This is a genomic window from Agrobacterium vitis (genome assembly GCF_014926405.1).
Lineage (GTDB): Bacteria > Pseudomonadota > Alphaproteobacteria > Rhizobiales > Rhizobiaceae > Allorhizobium > Allorhizobium vitis_H.
The window spans coordinates 2,122,370-2,138,801 of the sequence record NZ_JACXXJ020000005.1 but is presented as its reverse complement, the minus strand read 5'-3'; the positions used below and the strand labels follow the sequence as shown (position 1 = coordinate 2,138,801).

The window sequence follows — 16,432 nt, the reverse complement described above, 5'->3', positions numbered from 1 at the left end:
TAGATAGGCAGGATGCGCCTTCGCTCCGATATTTTCGTCGCCGCCATCCTACGCCGCGTGTTTTCCGCCGGCGGCTTTGCCGCTGTGGAGCATAAGGGCATGGACCAAGCCGGCGCCATCTTCCTGCGCCAGCGGTTTCGCGATGGCCTGGAAAGTCTTTATGCTCCAGCCCCTCAAAGCCTGATTGAAGACGATGATGCCGAAATGTCAGGCGACCGTCGTTTCGAGCGCCGCCTCGACAGGGTCGATGCCTGCGAGGTTGCGGCCCTGATGGAACGCGAGCGCCGTTTTGACCCGGATCTATGGCTGGTGGAAATCGAGATCGACCAGTTGGATGGTCTTTTGTCGCTCGTCGGTGAGGCAAGCTGAAGGGCGGCCACGCGTATCGCTGCCCTCTGTCTTTTCAGGACAATCGGGTTCCATTTTTCACGGACATAGTCTCAACGAGAAGCCGACACCGCCACTGGTTGGACGTCGCTCTGACTGCTTTGATAGGTATAGCGGTCGGCCCTCAGCCAGGCATCGATGCGCTTTTCGCAGTCTCTGCCGTCGAGCGCCGCGATCAGTCTGGCGACGCGTGGTTCGCCCTGCTGCAATTGGCTGAGATGCGGATAGAGACGGGTCAGTATAAAAATCATGTCGGGAATGGCCATGGCAAGGCCGGTCAGCGTCGTGGCCAGCTGCTGGCCGGAGGTGTCGAGCAGGATACGCTCGGCCAGCCAGCGGCTTGAAGACAGCGCATCGGCCAAGGCCGTGGCGAAGCTGCCTGCTTCGTTTTCACGGGCAAACCGCACCAGCAGAGCTGCCTGCACGGAGCTGAGAGTGCGCCGACCCAGGCGATCACGGTCCTGGCGATGAAGGTGACGATCCAGCGCCTTCAAGGTCTGGCGCAAGGCTTCCTCGCGTTGTGCCCTTGTCGGATTTTGTGCCAGAACTTGTTCCCGCTTCTCTAAGGAGAGCTGATCTGGCTCCTGCGCCACCGTCTGTTCTTCCGGCACTTTCTCAGGGGCGATAGCGGGCATGTTTTCGGGCTCGGCACCCGCGTCGGACCTCAGGCGAATGGCGCGGGGCGGTGCTTCCATCATGTCCTGGACAATATCCTCGTTGTCCACGTGCTGGGCGTGCTCGGGTAGGGGGTCGATGAAGCGCAGGCCGGCCAATGCATCGATGACGGCGGGCGACAAAGCCTCGCGGCGCACGATGGTGCGGGCGTGGTGTATGCCCTGGGTGCGGGCGATGGTGATCAGCAATTCATCCGACAGACAGGGCGATGCGATCAGGAATGGCGCGGCAATGGCGAGCGGCTGACTGGCGATGAAAAATGCCACAGCTTCCGGCACATTGGGCGATTGCGATAGCGCCGCCACGGCGTCGCGCCGGGCCTCTTCGGACGAGTATTGAAACAGGGGCTGGAACAGCAGGGCAAACTGCCGGAGATCGGCCTTGCGGGGATGGTCGAGGCTTTCGAAACTGGAAACGGTGGCCATTAAAACCACGTCCTTCTTGCGGCCGATCCTCGGATTTTCCAACGCCCGAAATTGATGATCCACGACATTACCCGTCCCAACGCAATACCAATTCGGTCAAAATAGACGGTAATCGTTAGCAAGCTGTTAACCATCGACAGTGTTTAATAAGGAAACTTTGATAAAGCAGCATATCCTTGCGTGAGCGTTGCAGCGGCATCGCTTTTACTCGGAAATGTCAGCAAGGGTTCCCGGAAAACGGGACGCTCTTCAGTATAAAAGCAACTTTTCATGAGGATGGCTGTTTACCCCTCATGTCTGGAGAAAAGCGCAGAATGCCTGTCTTTGCTGCCCAAAACAGCAAGGCTGGATGTGCTGGCCCCTTTGCCGGGGCAGGATGAAATCGATCTCTTCATCCGTCTCATCTACCCCAAATGGAGACGAGCATGGCTGACATCGTGAAACTGAAAGACCGGCTGGATCAGAAGCCCGTCAACCGCACCCCCGCACCGACACAGGCCCGTATCCTGCTGTTTACCGGCGTGCGCTATACCCGCACCGAACCTCTGCTGATCGGCGCCGCCTCGCTCACCGGCAAGCGGCCAGCGCAGGACATGCATCCTTACGAGGGGTAATACGAGGATTCGCTGGAAATGACTCTTCGTATTCCCTGTGAAAATATCTCAAGCCTCTGATGCATTTGAGATATTTTCAAGTCGAGGATGCGTGAGCCTCTTCGAAGCTTGGTATAAGACCTGTGTTACCGTGATGCGGCTCTTCCACTGCGTGGAGTGAGATCAATTGGCCGTTGGCTATTGCGACCAGTGAGGCAATCACATGGATTGAATGTCATTGGCTGAGCCCGGTTGCTTTTCTATGAAGCACTCAGGGCAATCAGGAAATCCGGGCCGTTTTTCCAGGCATTCCCCGGAACGCTCTATGGCATCCTTCACGTTATCCGCTGTGCAGAAGACGCGCTAATACCGCCAATTTTGTTGGGTAAGTTTGTTTTTTGGAGCAGACGCGCTTTAAGAGAATACGCAATAGTTGTGCAACCATAGTTTCCCAGCGACGCCTATGTCTGCTTTGTTTAAGAATGGTCCAAAAATTTAAAATAGGTATTTTATTTTGCAATTCTACCAAAGATTGTTTTGTATACGATCGTGATATTTGAGTAATAATTCCGCCTACCCCATTTGGGGGATGTTTAAAGCACCCAAAAATGGTTGATAAACGTTGTTGGAAATAAACAACATTATTTCAAGTGGGGGCATTTGATGCATAAAGATACAGAGTCTGCGCTTGGATATAGTCACGCGGAACAGTTGGACCAGAAGAAGACAGAATTGTCTCGAAACAATCGACGGGAAGCCTACGACGAGGATTTGGCGGGCACGCCCGATCGTGACAGCATGATGTATGCACCACGGGTGTTTGTAGGAATGGCTGTCGTTTTGCTGGGTTTTGCCATCTATAATTACCAATCGACAGGGCTCATCGCGGCCACAATCATCAGGACGGTTGTTGCGGCAATTATTCTTCAAAGCGTCTATTTCATCGCGATTGTCTACCTTGTCATGCGTCGGGTGAAGGCGCGCCTGGCCACGCTTCAAAGCAGTCAGGCCTCCCGTGATGGTCGTACACAAAAGGACCAGTGCGCAGGTCGCGACCTGACGCTTGCCGAGAGGGCGGACAATGCCTGAGACTGGTCTATGCCTGTGAGGTGTGACATGTATGAAGGGGCTTTTCCGGGCATTGGTGATGCGGAATCAGAATGACAAAGTGCCGACGTGCTTTTAAAGCGGGTTCCAGTGTCGAAGCCGCACAAAGTGGGGTGTAACGACCCTCAATCCGCTTCCAGTGAATGAAGCGAAGTCAGAGCGGCAATAAGGTCGGTTTGCCGGGCCATATCGGTTTTGGCCAGCACGGTTTTTATCTGGCTTCTGGCGGTTTCCAGCTGAATCCCAAGGGCCTGGGCGGCATCGCGCAGAGGCTCTCCATCAAGAAGCAGTTTCGTCAAACGCGCCTCGGCGCGCGTTAAATTCATCAGGGATTGGATCATCTCCGAGGTCAGGCCATTGCTACGGCTGAGGGGGACCAGAATGATGAAAAAGCTGACCGGGCTGAACAATCCGACATTCAACCGGGCGGCGGGAATGAGATAGACGACCGCCGGCGGCAGGCCCGGCTGGCCGGGGCAGGCGAATTGAGCGCCCTGCATCTCGTCCCGGCTGGCGCTAGCTGCCATACCCGCGGCAAGACTGGCTTCAAAACTTGCCTGTGCTGCGGGATGGAGAAAGCGCAACTGGTCGAAGGCCGAAATGGCGTATCTTGGATTGCCCGCTTCAAACACCGTATTGCACCCCAGGATCTTGCCTTTGGCGGTCAGTGCGGCGGTGGGCAGCCGCGCCAGCTGCAATGCCCGCAGACTGTTGTCGACCGCCTTGAATTCAAGCTGGGAGGCAAGGATTAGGCTGCGACGCAGGTCCCGGCCAATGCTGTTGAGAAGATCAAGATGTTTTTCTTCGATGGGACCGCTATCACGCTTTCGTTCAATCGAGATGGCAATGATTTTCTCCTGCGGAAGATCGAAGCTTACGCCAGCCGCAAAGCCAAAGCCGCGCGGCCAGAGAAAATCCCGGTAAAGTGGCTCATCGCGCATCTGCTCATGCGAAAACTGATCGACATCGCTGATGAATTTCGACTTGCTGGCACTCAGCAGCGCTTTGGTGCGAATATTGTCGGCGGTCCAGCCCTGTTTGAAAAAATCAGAATAAAGCTCGCGCACACCTGGCGTCGTGATCAAGGGCATGAGCTCGTCGGAGATATTGACAAGCAGGGCGCCTTCCGCACCGACAAGATGCGCCAAGCGGTCCAGCGCATTTTCCCAGGCCGCCGGTTCAGCGGCCGCTTCGTAAATGCAATCTATGATAGTTTCCGGCATAGCAATCTCACATATTAATATTGCTATGTTTAGCAAACATGTCTTTCTGAAGCAATGCCAGTCAATTTACTGAATAACATTATCAGATTTTAAGTCGAAAAAACAAAATAATCGAATATTTTAATTTTTTATCGCTTGGAAAGAAGAAAATTTTAGATTTAATTGAATGTTATAAAGAAAACATGCGCGCCAAAGTGTTGTCGCTCTTTGTTCGATTGCGAAAATACTTTATGGATCTATAGCTGTCTGATCGCAACCGGCGTTTGTAAGAAAAGCCTGTGCATCGGGCGCGAAGCTGGCTTGAGGCACAAGGGTGCGCAACACGGCATAACCCTGGGTTTCCGGCATTTCCACCAGTATGGTCTGGGCAAGCGCATCGGGTGCCGTGGCGCGTAGCCGGGCGAGTTGGGCCGGGGTGGCGACAATAATGTCAAGCTTGCCCTCGACGGATGTAGCGTCGTTCATACTGTAGACTTCATTGGCATCGCGGTCGAAAATACCCACCGACCAAAAGGGAACGCTGCCCTCTGCTGTCAGATGCACCGGCGCCTCGCTGACATCGAAAGCGCAGGCGGCGAGTTTGAGGAAGGGATCGCCATTGGCAAGCCCCGCCCGGTCCGCCCGGCTGTCGAGACTATAGAATTTGAAGAGCGGGCCTTCCATCGTCACGCGGGTATAGGCATCCTTGCCGGTGAAATGCGGCAGCGCCAGGATGATGACGATATGCAAAACCACGGCCCCGACCAGGCCGACAACAATGGCGTAGATCAACTTACGCATTGCCGCATCCGATCTGTTCGACATGCGGCATGGCCAGTGTCACCAGACCCGAATTGCCCGCGACCGGCGTGTCCAGCAGGGTCAGGTTCAGCATCAGGTCTTCGCTTCCTGCGGGAATGGCCAGCCAATTGCCGGGCGCTGCTTGCGAACCGATGGTGATCTCCATGCTGGCATCACGATTTTTCAGTGTCGTAACCGAATTCAGCGCCCCCGGCAGGTCGGGTGAGACGGGCAGGAGCGTTCCATCCGGGCGGCTGGCTGAGAGCGTCCAGTAGCGGGCCATCGGCACCGTGCCCGCCAGCCGGTAGCGGCAGCGTGTATTCAGCTTGCGCCCGTTCGTATCGGTCGTGGCAATAAAACTCAGCCCTTCGGCGCTGCCCAGCAGCAAGCGCCCGGACTTGGCCCGGTGCGAGCGCGCGTAAGGATCAGCATCGGCGGTCTGCGCCTGCGGAAACGCCCGCCAGCCATCAATCTCGATCTCGCCAAAGCCCACCGTGGCATTCAGCGCCATCAGTGTGGATTGAATGCCAAGCCCGAAAGCAAGGACAAGCGCAATGGCGACAAGAAGCGGAACCCTGAGCACGCGATGATTCGAACCCTGTTGATTGTTGGAGAAGCGGTAGCACTCAATTCAGGGCAGGGAAATGGCGGCTATGTCATCGCACGTTACGCCAGCGCCGCCAGATGAGATTGGCAGCCGCCACAGGAATGGCCATGACCATGACCGATGCAACAATGATGACGAGAAGACCAATTGTTTCAATGTCATCGGCATTTTCAATCGTATCCATTCCAAACAAGCGGATGGCGGAGGCGATCAATCCGGGCAGCAGGGAAAATTCGTAAGGCAACACGCTGATCCAGCGCGCCAGCAGCAGGCCAAGCAACAGCGTGACGAAGGCATTGATGCTGTAATGGACCATCTTCATGGCTGTCCAACAATGTCAAAAGTTTGTGGTATCAATCCAGCGCCGCTCGCAATCCCGGTGTCAGCGGCTGTGCCTCGGTCAGCATCGTGCCGATCTGGCGCAGCAGGGCGGTGGTTTCGACAGAGAGTGTCCGGGGGCGGACGAATTCGGGCGGGGCGGGGGCTGCGCCCTTTGGTTCGCCCTTGGCCGGTGCCGGTGCTTTCACTGCCACGGTTGCCGGTTCCAGTACGCCGGGGATTGGCCGGACGGCGACGCCCTGGTGGGCGTAATCCATGATGGTCTTGAAGGTCATGGCCGGAAGTGAGCCGCCGGTCATGTTGTTGGTTGAAGTATAGTCATCATTGCCGAACCAGACGGCGGTTGTGAAATTGCCGGTATAGCCGACGAACCAGGCATCGCGGTAGGCCTGCGTCGTGCCGCTCTTGCCGGCAGTCAGAATGCCGTCCAGGGCGGCTTTGCGGCCCGTGCCGATATAGGGAACCTTGGTCAGCATCTGGTTCATGTAGTTATCGGCCTGCTCGGTCAGCACCCGGCGCGGGGCCGGTTCGTCGCGGTCGAAATCGTAGAGCACATGGCCGCGGTAATCTCTGACATCGACAATGCCATGGCGGCGTGATTGCAGGCCCCCGGATGGCAGCACGGCATAGGCCGTCGCCTGGTCCATGACGGTCACTTCCGAGGTGCCGAGCGGAATGGTGACATCTTTACGGATCGGGGTTTCCACGCCCATGGCTTTCGCCATGCGGATGACGGAATCGACGCCCAGCCGGTCCTTGACGAGGCGGACCGGCACGGTGTTGATCGATTTGGCCAGCGCAGTCGTTAGCGTAATGCGCCCGGCATAGCTGTTGCCGTAATTATGCGGGCTCCAATTGCCCCAATTGACGGGGCCATCGACAATGGTGGTCTCCGGGGTCAGGCCCGCTTCCATCGCCACCGCATAGGTGTAGATCTTGAAGGAGGAGCCGGGTTGGCGCAGGCCGCGTGTGGCACGGTTGAACTGGCTTTCGCCATAATCGCGCCCGCCGACCATGGCGCGCACCGCCCCGCCGTTTTCCAGCGTCACGAGGGCGGCCTGCTTAACGTTATATTGTTCGCCATATTCGCGCAGCGTATTGCTGACAGCGGTTTCGGCGACTTTTTGCAGGCCGGGATCGATGGTGGTGCGCACGATCAGCGAATGTTCGGGGAAGCGGGAGGCAATGCGTTGCACCTCGTCAAACGCCCAGTCGAGAAAGAAGTCCGGGGCCTCGCGCTCGGCCCGGTCGACCACGGTGGCCGGATTGCGCCGGGCGGCGATGACCTGACCCTCGCTCATGAAGCCGCTTTGTACCAGATTGCTCAACACTTCATTGGCGCGGCCACGGGCGGCAGGCAGGTTGACATGCGGGGCATATTTGGCCGGTGCCTTGAACAGGCCCGCCAGCATGGCGGCCTCGGCCAGATTGACGTCGCGCACGCTCTTTCCGAAGTAGAATTGCGAGGCCGCCGCCGCGCCGAATGTGCCGCCGCCCATATAGGCGCGGTCGAGATAGAGCGACAGGATTTCCTGCTTCGACAGATTGGCCTCCAGCCATAACGACAGGAAGGCTTCCTTGATCTTGCGCTCGATGGAGCGCTCATTGGTGAGAAACAGGTTTTTGGCGAGCTGCTGGGTCAGCGTTGAGCCACCCTGCACCACGCCACCAGCCCTGGCATTTTCGCTGAGTGCGCGGCCAAGGCCGATGAAATCAATGCCGAAATGATCGAAAAACCGCCGGTCTTCGGTGGCCAGCACCGCCTTGATCAGATTGTCGGGCAGATCTTCGAACGGCACGGAATTTTCATGGATAATGCCGCGATGGCCGATGACATTGCCGTAGCGATCCAGAAAGGTTACGGCAAAATCGCCGCGATTGCGCCAATCCTTGACCGTTTCCTGAAAGGCGGGCATGGCCAGCGCCAGCATGACGACAGCACCGGCGGTGCCCAGTGTCATCGCTTCGCCCAACGCTTCGAACAGCCATTTTTTCCAACCGCGCATCCGGAAGCGGCGAAAGAAGATCGTGGTTTCCTCCCAGAATTCGGCGGCCTGGAAGCCGGTATTCCATAAGGTGGAATCCAGCCAGGCGTCGAGTTTGAGAAAGATATGCCGCTTTTTCTTCTGCATGGCGGTTCCGGGGCCGAGCCTTAAGATGATCTGCTACAATATCACAGGCATAGGGTGCCGAGGATGCTGTAGGCATATGCAACGCTTCACATGCAACGCTTGACAGGCGCCAAGCTTGCGCCCATGTCTGCGTTGATCGCGATATATCCCAGCCAATGGATCATATGCGACTTAACTTTTAACGAATCTATAAGATTGCCGCGGATTGGGTGCTCGCATCCGACCGATGGCCAAGGGCATGATGACCAGCGAACCCTATTGGAAGACCAAGCGCCTTGATGAGATGAACACTGTGGAGTGGGAATCCCTCTGCGATGGCTGTGGCCTGTGCTGTCTCAACAAGCTGGAGGACTGGGAAAGCGGTGAGGTGGTCTTCACCTCCGTCGCCTGTCGTCTGCTGGATGGGGAAAGCTGTCGGTGCAAGGACTATCCCAACCGGCAGGCCACCGTGCCCGATTGTATCCAACTGACGCCGGATCAGGTCGAGGACATCGCCTGGCTGCCGCCCAGCTGCGGCTACCGGCTGGTGCACGAGGGGCGCGACCTTTACTGGTGGCATCCGCTGGTTTCGGGCGACCCTGAAACCGTCCATCAGGCCGGGATTTCCGCCCGGGGCCGCACGGTCAGCGAAGAGCATGTTTCTGTCGAGGATTTCGAGGATTATCTCTGCGACTGGCCTATGACGGTGCTCTTGCAGGCCGAAGAATCTGGCGACCAATAGGGGCATGAAATGACGACAGAAGCAGACGGATTTTTTCCAAACTCGGCTGAAGCTTTCGTTTGGATCGATGCACTCGTGGTATGATTTTGACATTTGCTACCGTTCGCAGCACCCTCGAGAGCAAATGTCGGAATCTTCAGGACCACGAGCAAGTCACTGTTTCTATTGGAATTTAAAAATTTGACATTTGATCCTCAAGGGTGCGGCAAGGGGGGTGTCAAATGTCAAATTCATTCCACTAGGCTGCCACCGGTCCGGTCAGAAGTGTCAGGTCGCCATTGACGGCATAGCGGTCGAAAATGGCCATGGCCTGCCGACGAATATTTTCCGGCACTTCGGCTCCGCGGCCCGCGATGCCCTGATTGATCCGCTTGCGTTCACCGTCACGCTTGTCGGCCAGCGCCTCGGTGATTTTCTGAGCCGCCTGGCTGTCCGCTCCGGTGAAGGTGGCGATCCGATCAGCCAGAACCGCCTTGTCACCGAGGAAATCCGTTTCATAGGAAACCCACAGCGGCTTGACCAGATTGAGCATTTCGCATCGCTGCCAACTCAGCAGAAACTGCGCATACCAGATCGCTTGAGCCGCAACCAGCATCTCAAGCCGCTCCTCGAAGGGCAGCTGGTGGTAATTGCTTGGCAGGCCGTCATCAAAAAAAATGGTGTCGACCGGACGGTTGGAAGCGCGCCAGGATTGGAACATATCATCGAGGCTGATCAGCGTGTCGAAGAAATTACGGACAGTGACGATAGGGCGGATGTTGTAAAGTGTCATCTGGCGGGCCAGATAGGGCGTGCATCGAATGTGATGCTGGGCGACATAGCCACGACCGTTCAATCCATGCCTCATAAGTGCAAGCTCATCGGTTTCCTGCGAGCGCAGATTGCCTCCCAGTGCAGAGCCGCTACCGGGTGTGAAGCTGGGAAGTGCCAGGTTGGCCAGGGGGATATCCAGTGCCTGCACCAACGCCATCGAAATGAAAGTCGAGGCCGATTTGGGCGCACAGGCCACCAGAACATTCGGCTGTCTGGCCCGGCTTGCCGTCAATCTCGCCCGAAATGTCAATTCGGCAAGTTGGGAAGTCGACAGCTTCAAACCCTGGGCGTCGCTATCGCTTACGGCGGGCAGAAAGAACGGATTGGCATGGCAAAGGGCCGCGGCGACTTCCAGAGCCCGGTTTGGCGGCACGGAGGACAGATAATCCATTCCCAGGCTTAGTGCTTCGCGCGGCGCCAGGGTGGAGATGTCTGCTAGCGTCTGGCCCAGCGTGTCTTCCAGGTTCGAACCTGCCTTGTCATTCGTCCGGATGCCGACCGCATGTTCCATGCCGCAACCTGTCCTTATCCTGCTGCGTCTATCCAAAGGGAGGCTTTGGCCGAATTGGATATATCGACGCATAAACAAAAGCTTGGTGCATGAGAGCATGACTGAAGTGAATGCGTCGGTGCACCGGGGTGTGTCTGTACCAAAGGATTATTCGCAAGGGGCGAAAACGTTATGGCGTAAAGCTGACTGAGGAAGCTTGCGCCAGGCAGGAGCTTACAACCTCGTCCACGAGGGCCGGACCTCTACTGGTGGTATCCGCTGGTTTCGGGCGACCCTGAAACCGTCCATCAGGCCGGGATTTCCGCCCGGGGCCGCACGGTCAGCGAAGAGCATGTTTCTGTCGAGGATTTCGAGGATTATCTCTGCGACTGGCCTTTGACGGTGGCTGGGGACACGCCCTGACAATTGCCTGCAAGTTTATCCTTAGAGTAAGTCTCGTACAAGTTTTACACTATAATTTCATCTCGATTGAAACCGTTTCGGTGCAATGGAGAGCCTATGTCGAGACTGGACTGGTCCCTTGTCAAAAGCTTTGTTCGCGAAGCGGCCCCGGTGCCCGACGCGGAATGGGTATCGCGGAAATTCGATGAGTTCCTCCGGCGGACCGATCCCGCCGATGCTTTTGCGATTTCGGGTGTGTTCTCGCTGGCGCATCCTTTCTATGTGCCAAAGATGAGCGATGCCGCAGCCGACAGTCTGGCGATTTCTGTGCCGGAACTCGGCGAGGCTCTCATGCGGGCACGGCTGACGGCCTCGCGAGCGCATCAGCCGAATGTTCTGGTGGCGTGCCTGCCCAAATCGGCTTCCACCTTCATCGGTCAGAGCCTGATGAAAGTATTGAATGTGCCGATGGCGGTGCTGATGTCCTCCGCCTTGTCGCCGCAAACGCCTTTTTCCATGGGCATTACCCTGCGTGAGCAGGAAACGGACGAGTTGGCGTTGATCCAATACGGCAATAATGGTCTTGGCTATGTGGCGCAGCACCATTTGCGTTGCACACCCTATCTTTGCCAGCAGCTTGAGCTTTACAATATTCGCCCGATCGTCACCTACCGCAATGTCTATGACAGTCTGGTCAGTCTGGATGACATGATGCGCAAGCAGCAGCAGGAATGGGCGGCGACCCGTGACAAGGACGCGATCTATTTCAGCGACGGCTTGCCATCCAATTATTGTGAGCTGGACGACGAGACGCGCTATCTGATCCTGGTGGATCGCCAATGTGCCTGGTATCTGCAATTCTTCATGAGCTGGAAACGCTGCGAAGCGCTTGGTCTGGTCAAGCCGCTCTGGGTCTCCTACGAGGAGGATTTTCTCGGCAACAAGCAGCGTCTGGCCGAGAGGATCGCCGCCTTTGTCGGGCCGGAATTCCTCGATTCCGCAAAGCTGTCCGAGGTGTTTTCCGAGACGATCCAGACGGGTCATGCCCGGTTCAACAAGGGTGTCAGCGGTCGGGGCAGCCAATTGCCTCAGCGTGTCAAGGATCGGATCAGGGCGAGTTTTGATCTCTATCGCGATGATTTTGACTTCTCTGAAATATTGCCGGATTGACGCCTTGCTTCTGCTGGCCCTTCAGCTTCGGCACGCCCGCTGGATTTTTGCACCATCGCGTCGGTTGAGGATTGCACCTTAGGTTGTGATTGGTTATATAGCGGTTCCGCAGACTGCGGGCTGTACTATCGTCATCTTATATTTGCTGATCTATTTCCTGTATCGTTTCAAGACGCGAATGTATCGGACCGCGATACGCTTTCGGTGAAATTGCAGGCATGAGGAGTGTTTGGCAATTCGAGCTGCAGACGCCGGGCTCTTGCTGTCATTCACGTAAAAATGTGTGAGTTCGATGTAACTTTTTTTGGTTATTTACTTCTGCCGATATTGATAGTTAAAAGCTAGAATGCAATTTTGAAAACGTCGCGAGCTGGATATTTTACTATTTCTGCTTGCAACCAGGAAGGACAAGCTCATGAATATCGGAGAAGCCGCCGCAGCCTCCGGCGTTTCTGCGAAGATGATCCGCTACTATGAGGAAATCGGGCTGGTTTTGCCGGCACGGCGCACCTCAAGCAATTATCGGGTCTATGGCGAAAATGAAGTCCACCGTCTGCGCTTTGTGCGGCGGGCGCGGACCCTCGGGTTTTCCCTGGAGGAAACGGAGCGGCTGTTGGCGCTGTGGAGCGACTCTGGCCGCAAGAATGACGATGTGCGCCAGGTGGCCATGAACCATCTGCGCGAACTCGAAGACAAGATGGAAGCCATGCAGGCCATGGTCGACACGTTGAAAAACCTGGTTGATCACTGCGAGCAGGGCGACCGCCCGGATTGCCCGATCCTGGAAAAGCTCGGTGGTTCTCCCACGCACAATAGCCGCAAGGTGGAAATGGAAGAGGCCTGAGCCTCGGCATAACGGGTTAGACGAAAGCCTCATCCGCTGTGGTTGTCTGCTTTATATCTGCCGCAATGTGCTTGACTGGCGGCAGAATAAATACGGGTGACAAGACCCGTTGTCGGACGCACCTGAACCCTGGGGGCGGGGGAATGGGGCGGGCGGCCGGTCGCAAGACCGGCCGTCAATCAAGACCTCAGTCGGCTGTATGCTTAACCAGACAGACCCGTGCGTCTCTGTTGTGCGGTTCGTGGTGTCTTCACGAGGGGCGGGTTCAACAGCCTGAGCCTATAAAAACAGCAGTTCTAAAGAGTTACAGCGTCCTTTGGCATTTTACAAAATGCACCGCGCTAGAACCGGTAATTGTGAAATTGAACCGGACGGGGTCTCACCACTCTTCTCTCATAGGCTGATTGGGCGTTAAGTGAGCCTCCAATTGTGGAAGACGGCTGTCTTCGTCACAATCAGAAATGAGAAAAAAAACCTAAATAGGAAAATAAGCATTGACACCGTGACGGTGTTCTGTTAGGTTTTGTTTACGGGCGGAAATCTGCGGCGTCGGTCCTTCCGGTTCGATTTTTACGTTCTCTTTCATACATTTACAGCGTTTTAACTCTGGTTGTTGCGGTTTCCCTTCCTTGTGATGGGAGCCTCGCCTGCCGGGAGGATATTCATCATGGATGATTTCGATATATCGCTTTACGGCTGCTGGCCTTTACCGGCGCTGTCCTTTGCCTGCGACCGGCATGGGTTAACCCTCAATGACGGGCTGGAAATCAAGGCTGCGGATCTTACTGCCCTGAGCGATCATTATGCTGGGCTGCTCAATGAGCTGACGCGGGAAATGTCGGCGCAATTCGAGCAGTTCCGGTTGTTGCGCGAAGGGGCGGCGGCGCTGATGGAGGGGGGCGATGAGGCGGCGGCAAAGCTCGCCCGTGCCGATCTGAAGGCGGCGACCGAAGCGATGTCGGTGATTGTCCGCACGCTGGAAAAAATCGATGCGCTGCAACGGCAATTGGTCCGTGACCGCGAAGCCGAGGAGGAGCGGGCGGGCGAGACCGAAACGCTGGATGTGGCACAGGCGCGGCTGTTGGCGCTGGTGGAAACCCAGGCGGAGGCCAAGGCGGCGCTGCTGTTTGAGCGGTGGAAAGCAGAAAGTCTTGCTGCAACTGGCCCCCCGGGCGCGACAAGTGAGCAGCCAATTCAGACAACAGCGTGAGGGCCGCGGGTGACAAGACGTTTGGATCGGCTGTCGGCGGGCATATCAGTTGCGGCTCTTCTGGCGGCATCGCAGACCGAAAACAATGGTTTATCCGCCCTGCGCCGGGAGATGCAACACCTGCGCGACACGGTTTCGGCGCTGGGCGATGAGGGATCGCTGCTGGCGCAGACGATCATCGCGCGGCAGGGCCATAATTCTCCGGTTCTGGCTGGTCAGGCGGATGGAAATAACGGCGTTGATATGATGCAGGGGCTGGAGCTTGCAGCCTTGCAGCGGTTGGCGCGCAGTTGGGCCTTGCTGCGGCATCCCCTTCAAGCAGCGCCCGAGGGGGTATGGCGCAATTGGTTGTTGATGGGCGGTCGCGGTTCCGGCAAAACCCGGGCCGGGGCAGAATGGGTGCATGAGATTGCTTCGGCTGGCGATAAATCCGCTGTGCGGATTGCGCTGGTGGGCGAAACCCTGGGCGATGCTCGCGAGGTGATGGTGGATGGTCTGTCCGGCATTGCCCGTATTGCCCGCCACAAGCGGCCGGAGGTGGAAATTTCCCGGCGCCGGCTGGTCTGGCCGAATGGCGCGATGGCGCAGATGTTTTCCGCTGAAGACCCGGAGAGCCTGCGCGGCCCGCAGTTTCACTATGCCTGGTGCGATGAGATTGCCAAGTGGAAGCATGGCGAGGAAACCTTCGATATGCTGCAATTTTCCCTGCGGCTGGGCGATGATCCACGCCAGGTGATTACCACCACGCCGCGCCCGGTGCCGATCCTGAAACGATTGCTGGCGGACCCCGGCACGCGGCTGACCCGGCTTTCCACCTTCGGGAATGCTGGCAATCTCGCGCCCGGCTTTATCGAGGCCTTGCAGGCCCGTTACGGTGGCACGCGGCTTGGCCGTCAGGAACTGGATGGCGAGCTGATTGAGGACCGGGAGGATGCGCTGTGGCGGCGCGACCGGCTGGAGCAGTTGACGGTCAGGCTCAGTGAGCCGCTGCACCGCATTGTCGTCGGCGTCGATCCGCCCTCCGGGGCGGGTGCGCAATCGGTCTGCGGCATCGTTGTTGCCGGTCTCGACCGGCTGGGCCGGGCGGTGGTGCTGGCTGATTGTTCGGTGACGGGGGAAAGCCCGGCCAGTTGGGCGACCGCTGTGGTGCGGGCCTTTCGCCGGTTTGAAGCGGACCGGGTGGTGGCGGAGGTCAATCAGGGCGGCGAAATGGTTGGGGCGCTGTTGAAAAGCGTCGATGCCAATCTGCCGGTGCGCATGGTGCGGGCGACGCGTGGCAAGTTTCTGCGGGCCGAGCCAGTGGCGGCTCTCTATGAACAGGGCCGCGTTTTTCACGCAGCCCGTTTTGCCGATCTGGAAGATCAAATGTGTGATTTCGGCCCGGATGGTCTGTCGAATGGCCGGTCTCCCGACCGGCTCGATGCGCTGGTCTGGGCCTTGACCGCGCTTTTGCTGGAAGGCGCGGGCGAGCCGCGCATTCGCACGCTGTAATTACTTGGTGGAATTACTTGGTGGCGGGGGTAGGCTGGGGCGCAGGCTGGCGCATCTGGCGCCATTCGGATTCGAGGCGTTCAACGATATGGGCAGGAATGGTCCGGCTGGCCTCTGCGATCGTCTTGCTGATCTGGCTGCTGCTCTTGGCGTCCATCACATGTCTCCTGTGTTAACCGCCCGGCGCCCGTCATGGCGCGGCAGGGCTTGTTGCTCTGTGCCGCTCATAACCAGCGGTGGAGCTGAAAGTTCCATAAGCTTAAATCTTTGTAAATATGGCGTGACAGCGCCTGAACCGATTGAATTTCGTTTAACCGATTTAAATCCCAGCATTTTTTGGGTTCAATCTCGCCGCGTTCGGTTGGACCCTGCTATTTTAAGGGGAATCGACAGTTTATGAACAGCACGGCTTTGCAATGGCTCTTCAACCTGATCCGCGGTGAATTGTGTGGCGGACGGCTCGGCACGGCTCAGGTGCAGGGCATCAACGCCATTCTGGCGGGCTGCGCGCGCCATGGTCTGACCGACCACCGCCATATCGCCTATGTGCTGGCCACAGCCTTTCATGAAACGGCGGGTCGCTTTCAGCCCCTGCGGGAAACGCTGGCGAAAACCGATGCTGAGGCCATCGACCGGCTGGAGCGCGCCTATGCGGCAGGCCGTTTGCCGCAGGTGAGCGCGCCGTATTGGCGGCTGGACGAGGCGGGGCGCAGCTGGTTTGGCCGAGGCTTCGTGCAGCTCACCCATAAGCGCAATTATCAGGCGCTGTCGGTGGCGCTGGGCGTCGATCTCATTGCTGATCCTGCCCGCGCCCTGGATATGGCGACGGCGGCGGATATTCTGGTGGTCGGTATGCGCGAGGGGTTGTTTTCGGGTGTCAGACTTGGTGATGTCTTCACCGCCACGGCAAGCGACTGGACCGGCGCTCGGCGTATCGTCAATGGGCAAGATCGGGCGGACCTGGTGGCCGGGTATGGGCGGGTGATCTTTGCGGGGTTGGGGTGAGGTTTGCTGAGAGCGTGG

The 16,432-nt window shown here is 57.5% G+C and carries 17 protein-coding genes and 1 pseudogene; 10 read left to right on the top strand and 8 right to left on the bottom strand.

Annotation, left to right across the window (positions count from 1 at the left end):
* Positions 1-12 precede the first annotated feature (12 nt).
* A complete protein-coding gene (locus IEI95_RS21265; RefSeq protein WP_156533837.1) occupies positions 13-369 on the top strand; it encodes a DUF1491 family protein in 357 nt (118 codons plus the stop codon).
* Between the two features lie 71 nt (positions 370-440).
* Here IEI95_RS21265 and IEI95_RS21260 read toward each other — a convergent pair whose 3' ends face one another.
* The gene (locus IEI95_RS21260; protein WP_234934244.1) at positions 441-1,550 is read right to left on the bottom strand and encodes a DUF2336 domain-containing protein; all 1,110 of its coding nucleotides are present in this window, start codon (positions 1,548-1,550) and stop codon (positions 441-443) included.
* A 362-nt stretch (positions 1,551-1,912) separates the two neighbouring features.
* Between IEI95_RS21260 and IEI95_RS21255 the strand changes: the two genes are divergently transcribed.
* Entirely contained in the window at positions 1,913-2,101 is a 189-nt protein-coding gene (locus IEI95_RS21255) for a hypothetical protein (protein ID WP_071202899.1), read from the top strand.
* A gap of 642 nt (positions 2,102-2,743) precedes the next feature.
* On the top strand, positions 2,744-3,169 hold the full coding sequence (locus IEI95_RS21250) for an exopolysaccharide production repressor protein (protein ID WP_194416967.1): 426 nt from the start codon (positions 2,744-2,746) through the stop codon (positions 3,167-3,169).
* 143 nt (positions 3,170-3,312) lie between these two features.
* Here IEI95_RS21250 and IEI95_RS21245 read toward each other — a convergent pair whose 3' ends face one another.
* The 5 genes from IEI95_RS21245 to IEI95_RS21225 form a co-directional block, all read right to left on the bottom strand.
* On the bottom strand, positions 3,313-4,410 hold the full coding sequence (locus IEI95_RS21245) for a helix-turn-helix transcriptional regulator (protein WP_156537750.1): 1,098 nt from the start codon (positions 4,408-4,410) through the stop codon (positions 3,313-3,315).
* A gap of 228 nt (positions 4,411-4,638) precedes the next feature.
* A complete protein-coding gene (locus tag IEI95_RS21240) occupies positions 4,639-5,190 on the bottom strand; it encodes a DUF1254 domain-containing protein (RefSeq protein WP_156533831.1) in 552 nt (183 codons plus the stop codon).
* Positions 5,183-5,773: a DUF1214 domain-containing protein gene (locus IEI95_RS21235; RefSeq protein ID WP_194416966.1), complete on the bottom strand. Its 591-nt coding sequence runs from the start codon at positions 5,771-5,773 to the stop codon at positions 5,183-5,185. Before IEI95_RS21235 ends, IEI95_RS21240 begins: the two co-directional genes overlap by 8 nt.
* A gap of 73 nt (positions 5,774-5,846) precedes the next feature.
* Positions 5,847-6,113 (bottom strand): hypothetical protein, encoded by a 267-nt coding sequence (locus IEI95_RS21230; protein WP_156533829.1) that lies wholly within the window; start codon positions 6,111-6,113, stop codon positions 5,847-5,849.
* A gap of 37 nt (positions 6,114-6,150) precedes the next feature.
* A complete protein-coding gene (locus IEI95_RS21225) occupies positions 6,151-8,268 on the bottom strand; it encodes a PBP1A family penicillin-binding protein (RefSeq protein WP_194416965.1) in 2,118 nt (705 codons plus the stop codon).
* Positions 8,269-8,509: 241 nt separating this feature from the next.
* On the opposite strand from IEI95_RS21225, the gene IEI95_RS21220 reads away from it, so the two are divergent.
* Complete coding sequence (locus IEI95_RS21220) at positions 8,510-8,989, top strand: YcgN family cysteine cluster protein (RefSeq protein ID WP_156536629.1); 480 nt, start codon at positions 8,510-8,512, stop codon at positions 8,987-8,989.
* A 238-nt stretch (positions 8,990-9,227) separates the two neighbouring features.
* Here IEI95_RS21220 and IEI95_RS21215 read toward each other — a convergent pair whose 3' ends face one another.
* Positions 9,228-10,313: a hypothetical protein gene (locus tag IEI95_RS21215; RefSeq protein WP_156536628.1), complete on the bottom strand. Its 1,086-nt coding sequence runs from the start codon at positions 10,311-10,313 to the stop codon at positions 9,228-9,230.
* Between the two features lie 231 nt (positions 10,314-10,544).
* Here IEI95_RS21215 and IEI95_RS29870 point away from each other — a divergent pair.
* The 5 genes and pseudogenes from IEI95_RS29870 to IEI95_RS21195 all read left to right on the top strand — a co-directional run.
* Positions 10,545-10,715, top strand: a pseudogene (locus tag IEI95_RS29870) (YcgN family cysteine cluster protein); the annotation flags it as partial.
* A 96-nt stretch (positions 10,716-10,811) separates the two neighbouring features.
* Positions 10,812-11,864, top strand: a complete 1,053-nt coding sequence (locus IEI95_RS21210) for a hypothetical protein (protein ID WP_194416964.1) — start codon at positions 10,812-10,814, stop codon at positions 11,862-11,864.
* Positions 11,865-12,279: 415 nt separating this feature from the next.
* A complete protein-coding gene (gene cueR, locus IEI95_RS21205) occupies positions 12,280-12,708 on the top strand; it encodes a Cu(I)-responsive transcriptional regulator (RefSeq protein WP_071205405.1) in 429 nt (142 codons plus the stop codon).
* Positions 12,709-13,375: 667 nt separating this feature from the next.
* Positions 13,376-13,918, top strand: a complete 543-nt coding sequence (locus IEI95_RS21200) for a hypothetical protein (protein WP_194416963.1) — start codon at positions 13,376-13,378, stop codon at positions 13,916-13,918.
* Positions 13,919-14,161: 243 nt separating this feature from the next.
* A complete protein-coding gene (locus IEI95_RS21195) occupies positions 14,162-15,409 on the top strand; it encodes a DNA-packaging protein (protein ID WP_420481805.1) in 1,248 nt (415 codons plus the stop codon).
* A gap of 13 nt (positions 15,410-15,422) precedes the next feature.
* On the opposite strand, the gene IEI95_RS21190 is transcribed toward IEI95_RS21195, so the two are convergent.
* A complete protein-coding gene (locus tag IEI95_RS21190) occupies positions 15,423-15,566 on the bottom strand; it encodes a hypothetical protein (protein ID WP_174082350.1) in 144 nt (47 codons plus the stop codon).
* A 239-nt stretch (positions 15,567-15,805) separates the two neighbouring features.
* Between IEI95_RS21190 and IEI95_RS21185 the strand changes: the two genes are divergently transcribed.
* Entirely contained in the window at positions 15,806-16,414 is a 609-nt protein-coding gene (locus tag IEI95_RS21185; protein ID WP_194416962.1) for a glycoside hydrolase family 19 protein, read from the top strand.
* Positions 16,415-16,432 lie beyond the last annotated feature (18 nt).

Excerpts from the sequence above, each read along its gene's own strand:
- IEI95_RS21265 (WP_156533837.1), top strand. The coding sequence starts at position 13 with ATGCGCCTTCGCTCCGATATTTTCGTCGCCGCCATCCTACGCCGCGTG.
- IEI95_RS21255 (WP_071202899.1), top strand. The coding sequence starts at position 1,913 with ATGGCTGACATCGTGAAACTGAAAGACCGGCTGGATCAGAAGCCCGTC.
- IEI95_RS21250 (WP_194416967.1), top strand. The coding sequence starts at position 2,744 with ATGCATAAAGATACAGAGTCTGCGCTTGGATATAGTCACGCGGAACAG.
- IEI95_RS21245 (WP_156537750.1), bottom strand. The coding sequence starts at position 4,410 with ATGCCGGAAACTATCATAGATTGCATTTACGAAGCGGCCGCTGAACCG.
- IEI95_RS21240 (WP_156533831.1), bottom strand. The coding sequence starts at position 5,190 with ATGCGTAAGTTGATCTACGCCATTGTTGTCGGCCTGGTCGGGGCCGTG.
- IEI95_RS21230 (WP_156533829.1), bottom strand. The coding sequence starts at position 6,113 with ATGGTCCATTACAGCATCAATGCCTTCGTCACGCTGTTGCTTGGCCTG.
- IEI95_RS21225 (WP_194416965.1), bottom strand. The coding sequence starts at position 8,268 with ATGCAGAAGAAAAAGCGGCATATCTTTCTCAAACTCGACGCCTGGCTG.
- IEI95_RS21220 (WP_156536629.1), top strand. The coding sequence starts at position 8,510 with ATGACCAGCGAACCCTATTGGAAGACCAAGCGCCTTGATGAGATGAAC.
- IEI95_RS21215 (WP_156536628.1), bottom strand. The coding sequence starts at position 10,313 with ATGGAACATGCGGTCGGCATCCGGACGAATGACAAGGCAGGTTCGAAC.
- IEI95_RS21210 (WP_194416964.1), top strand. The coding sequence starts at position 10,812 with ATGTCGAGACTGGACTGGTCCCTTGTCAAAAGCTTTGTTCGCGAAGCG.
- cueR (WP_071205405.1), top strand. The coding sequence starts at position 12,280 with ATGAATATCGGAGAAGCCGCCGCAGCCTCCGGCGTTTCTGCGAAGATG.
- IEI95_RS21200 (WP_194416963.1), top strand. The coding sequence starts at position 13,376 with ATGGATGATTTCGATATATCGCTTTACGGCTGCTGGCCTTTACCGGCG.
- IEI95_RS21195 (WP_420481805.1), top strand. The coding sequence starts at position 14,162 with ATGATGCAGGGGCTGGAGCTTGCAGCCTTGCAGCGGTTGGCGCGCAGT.
- IEI95_RS21190 (WP_174082350.1), bottom strand. The coding sequence starts at position 15,566 with ATGGACGCCAAGAGCAGCAGCCAGATCAGCAAGACGATCGCAGAGGCC.
- IEI95_RS21185 (WP_194416962.1), top strand. The coding sequence starts at position 15,806 with ATGAACAGCACGGCTTTGCAATGGCTCTTCAACCTGATCCGCGGTGAA.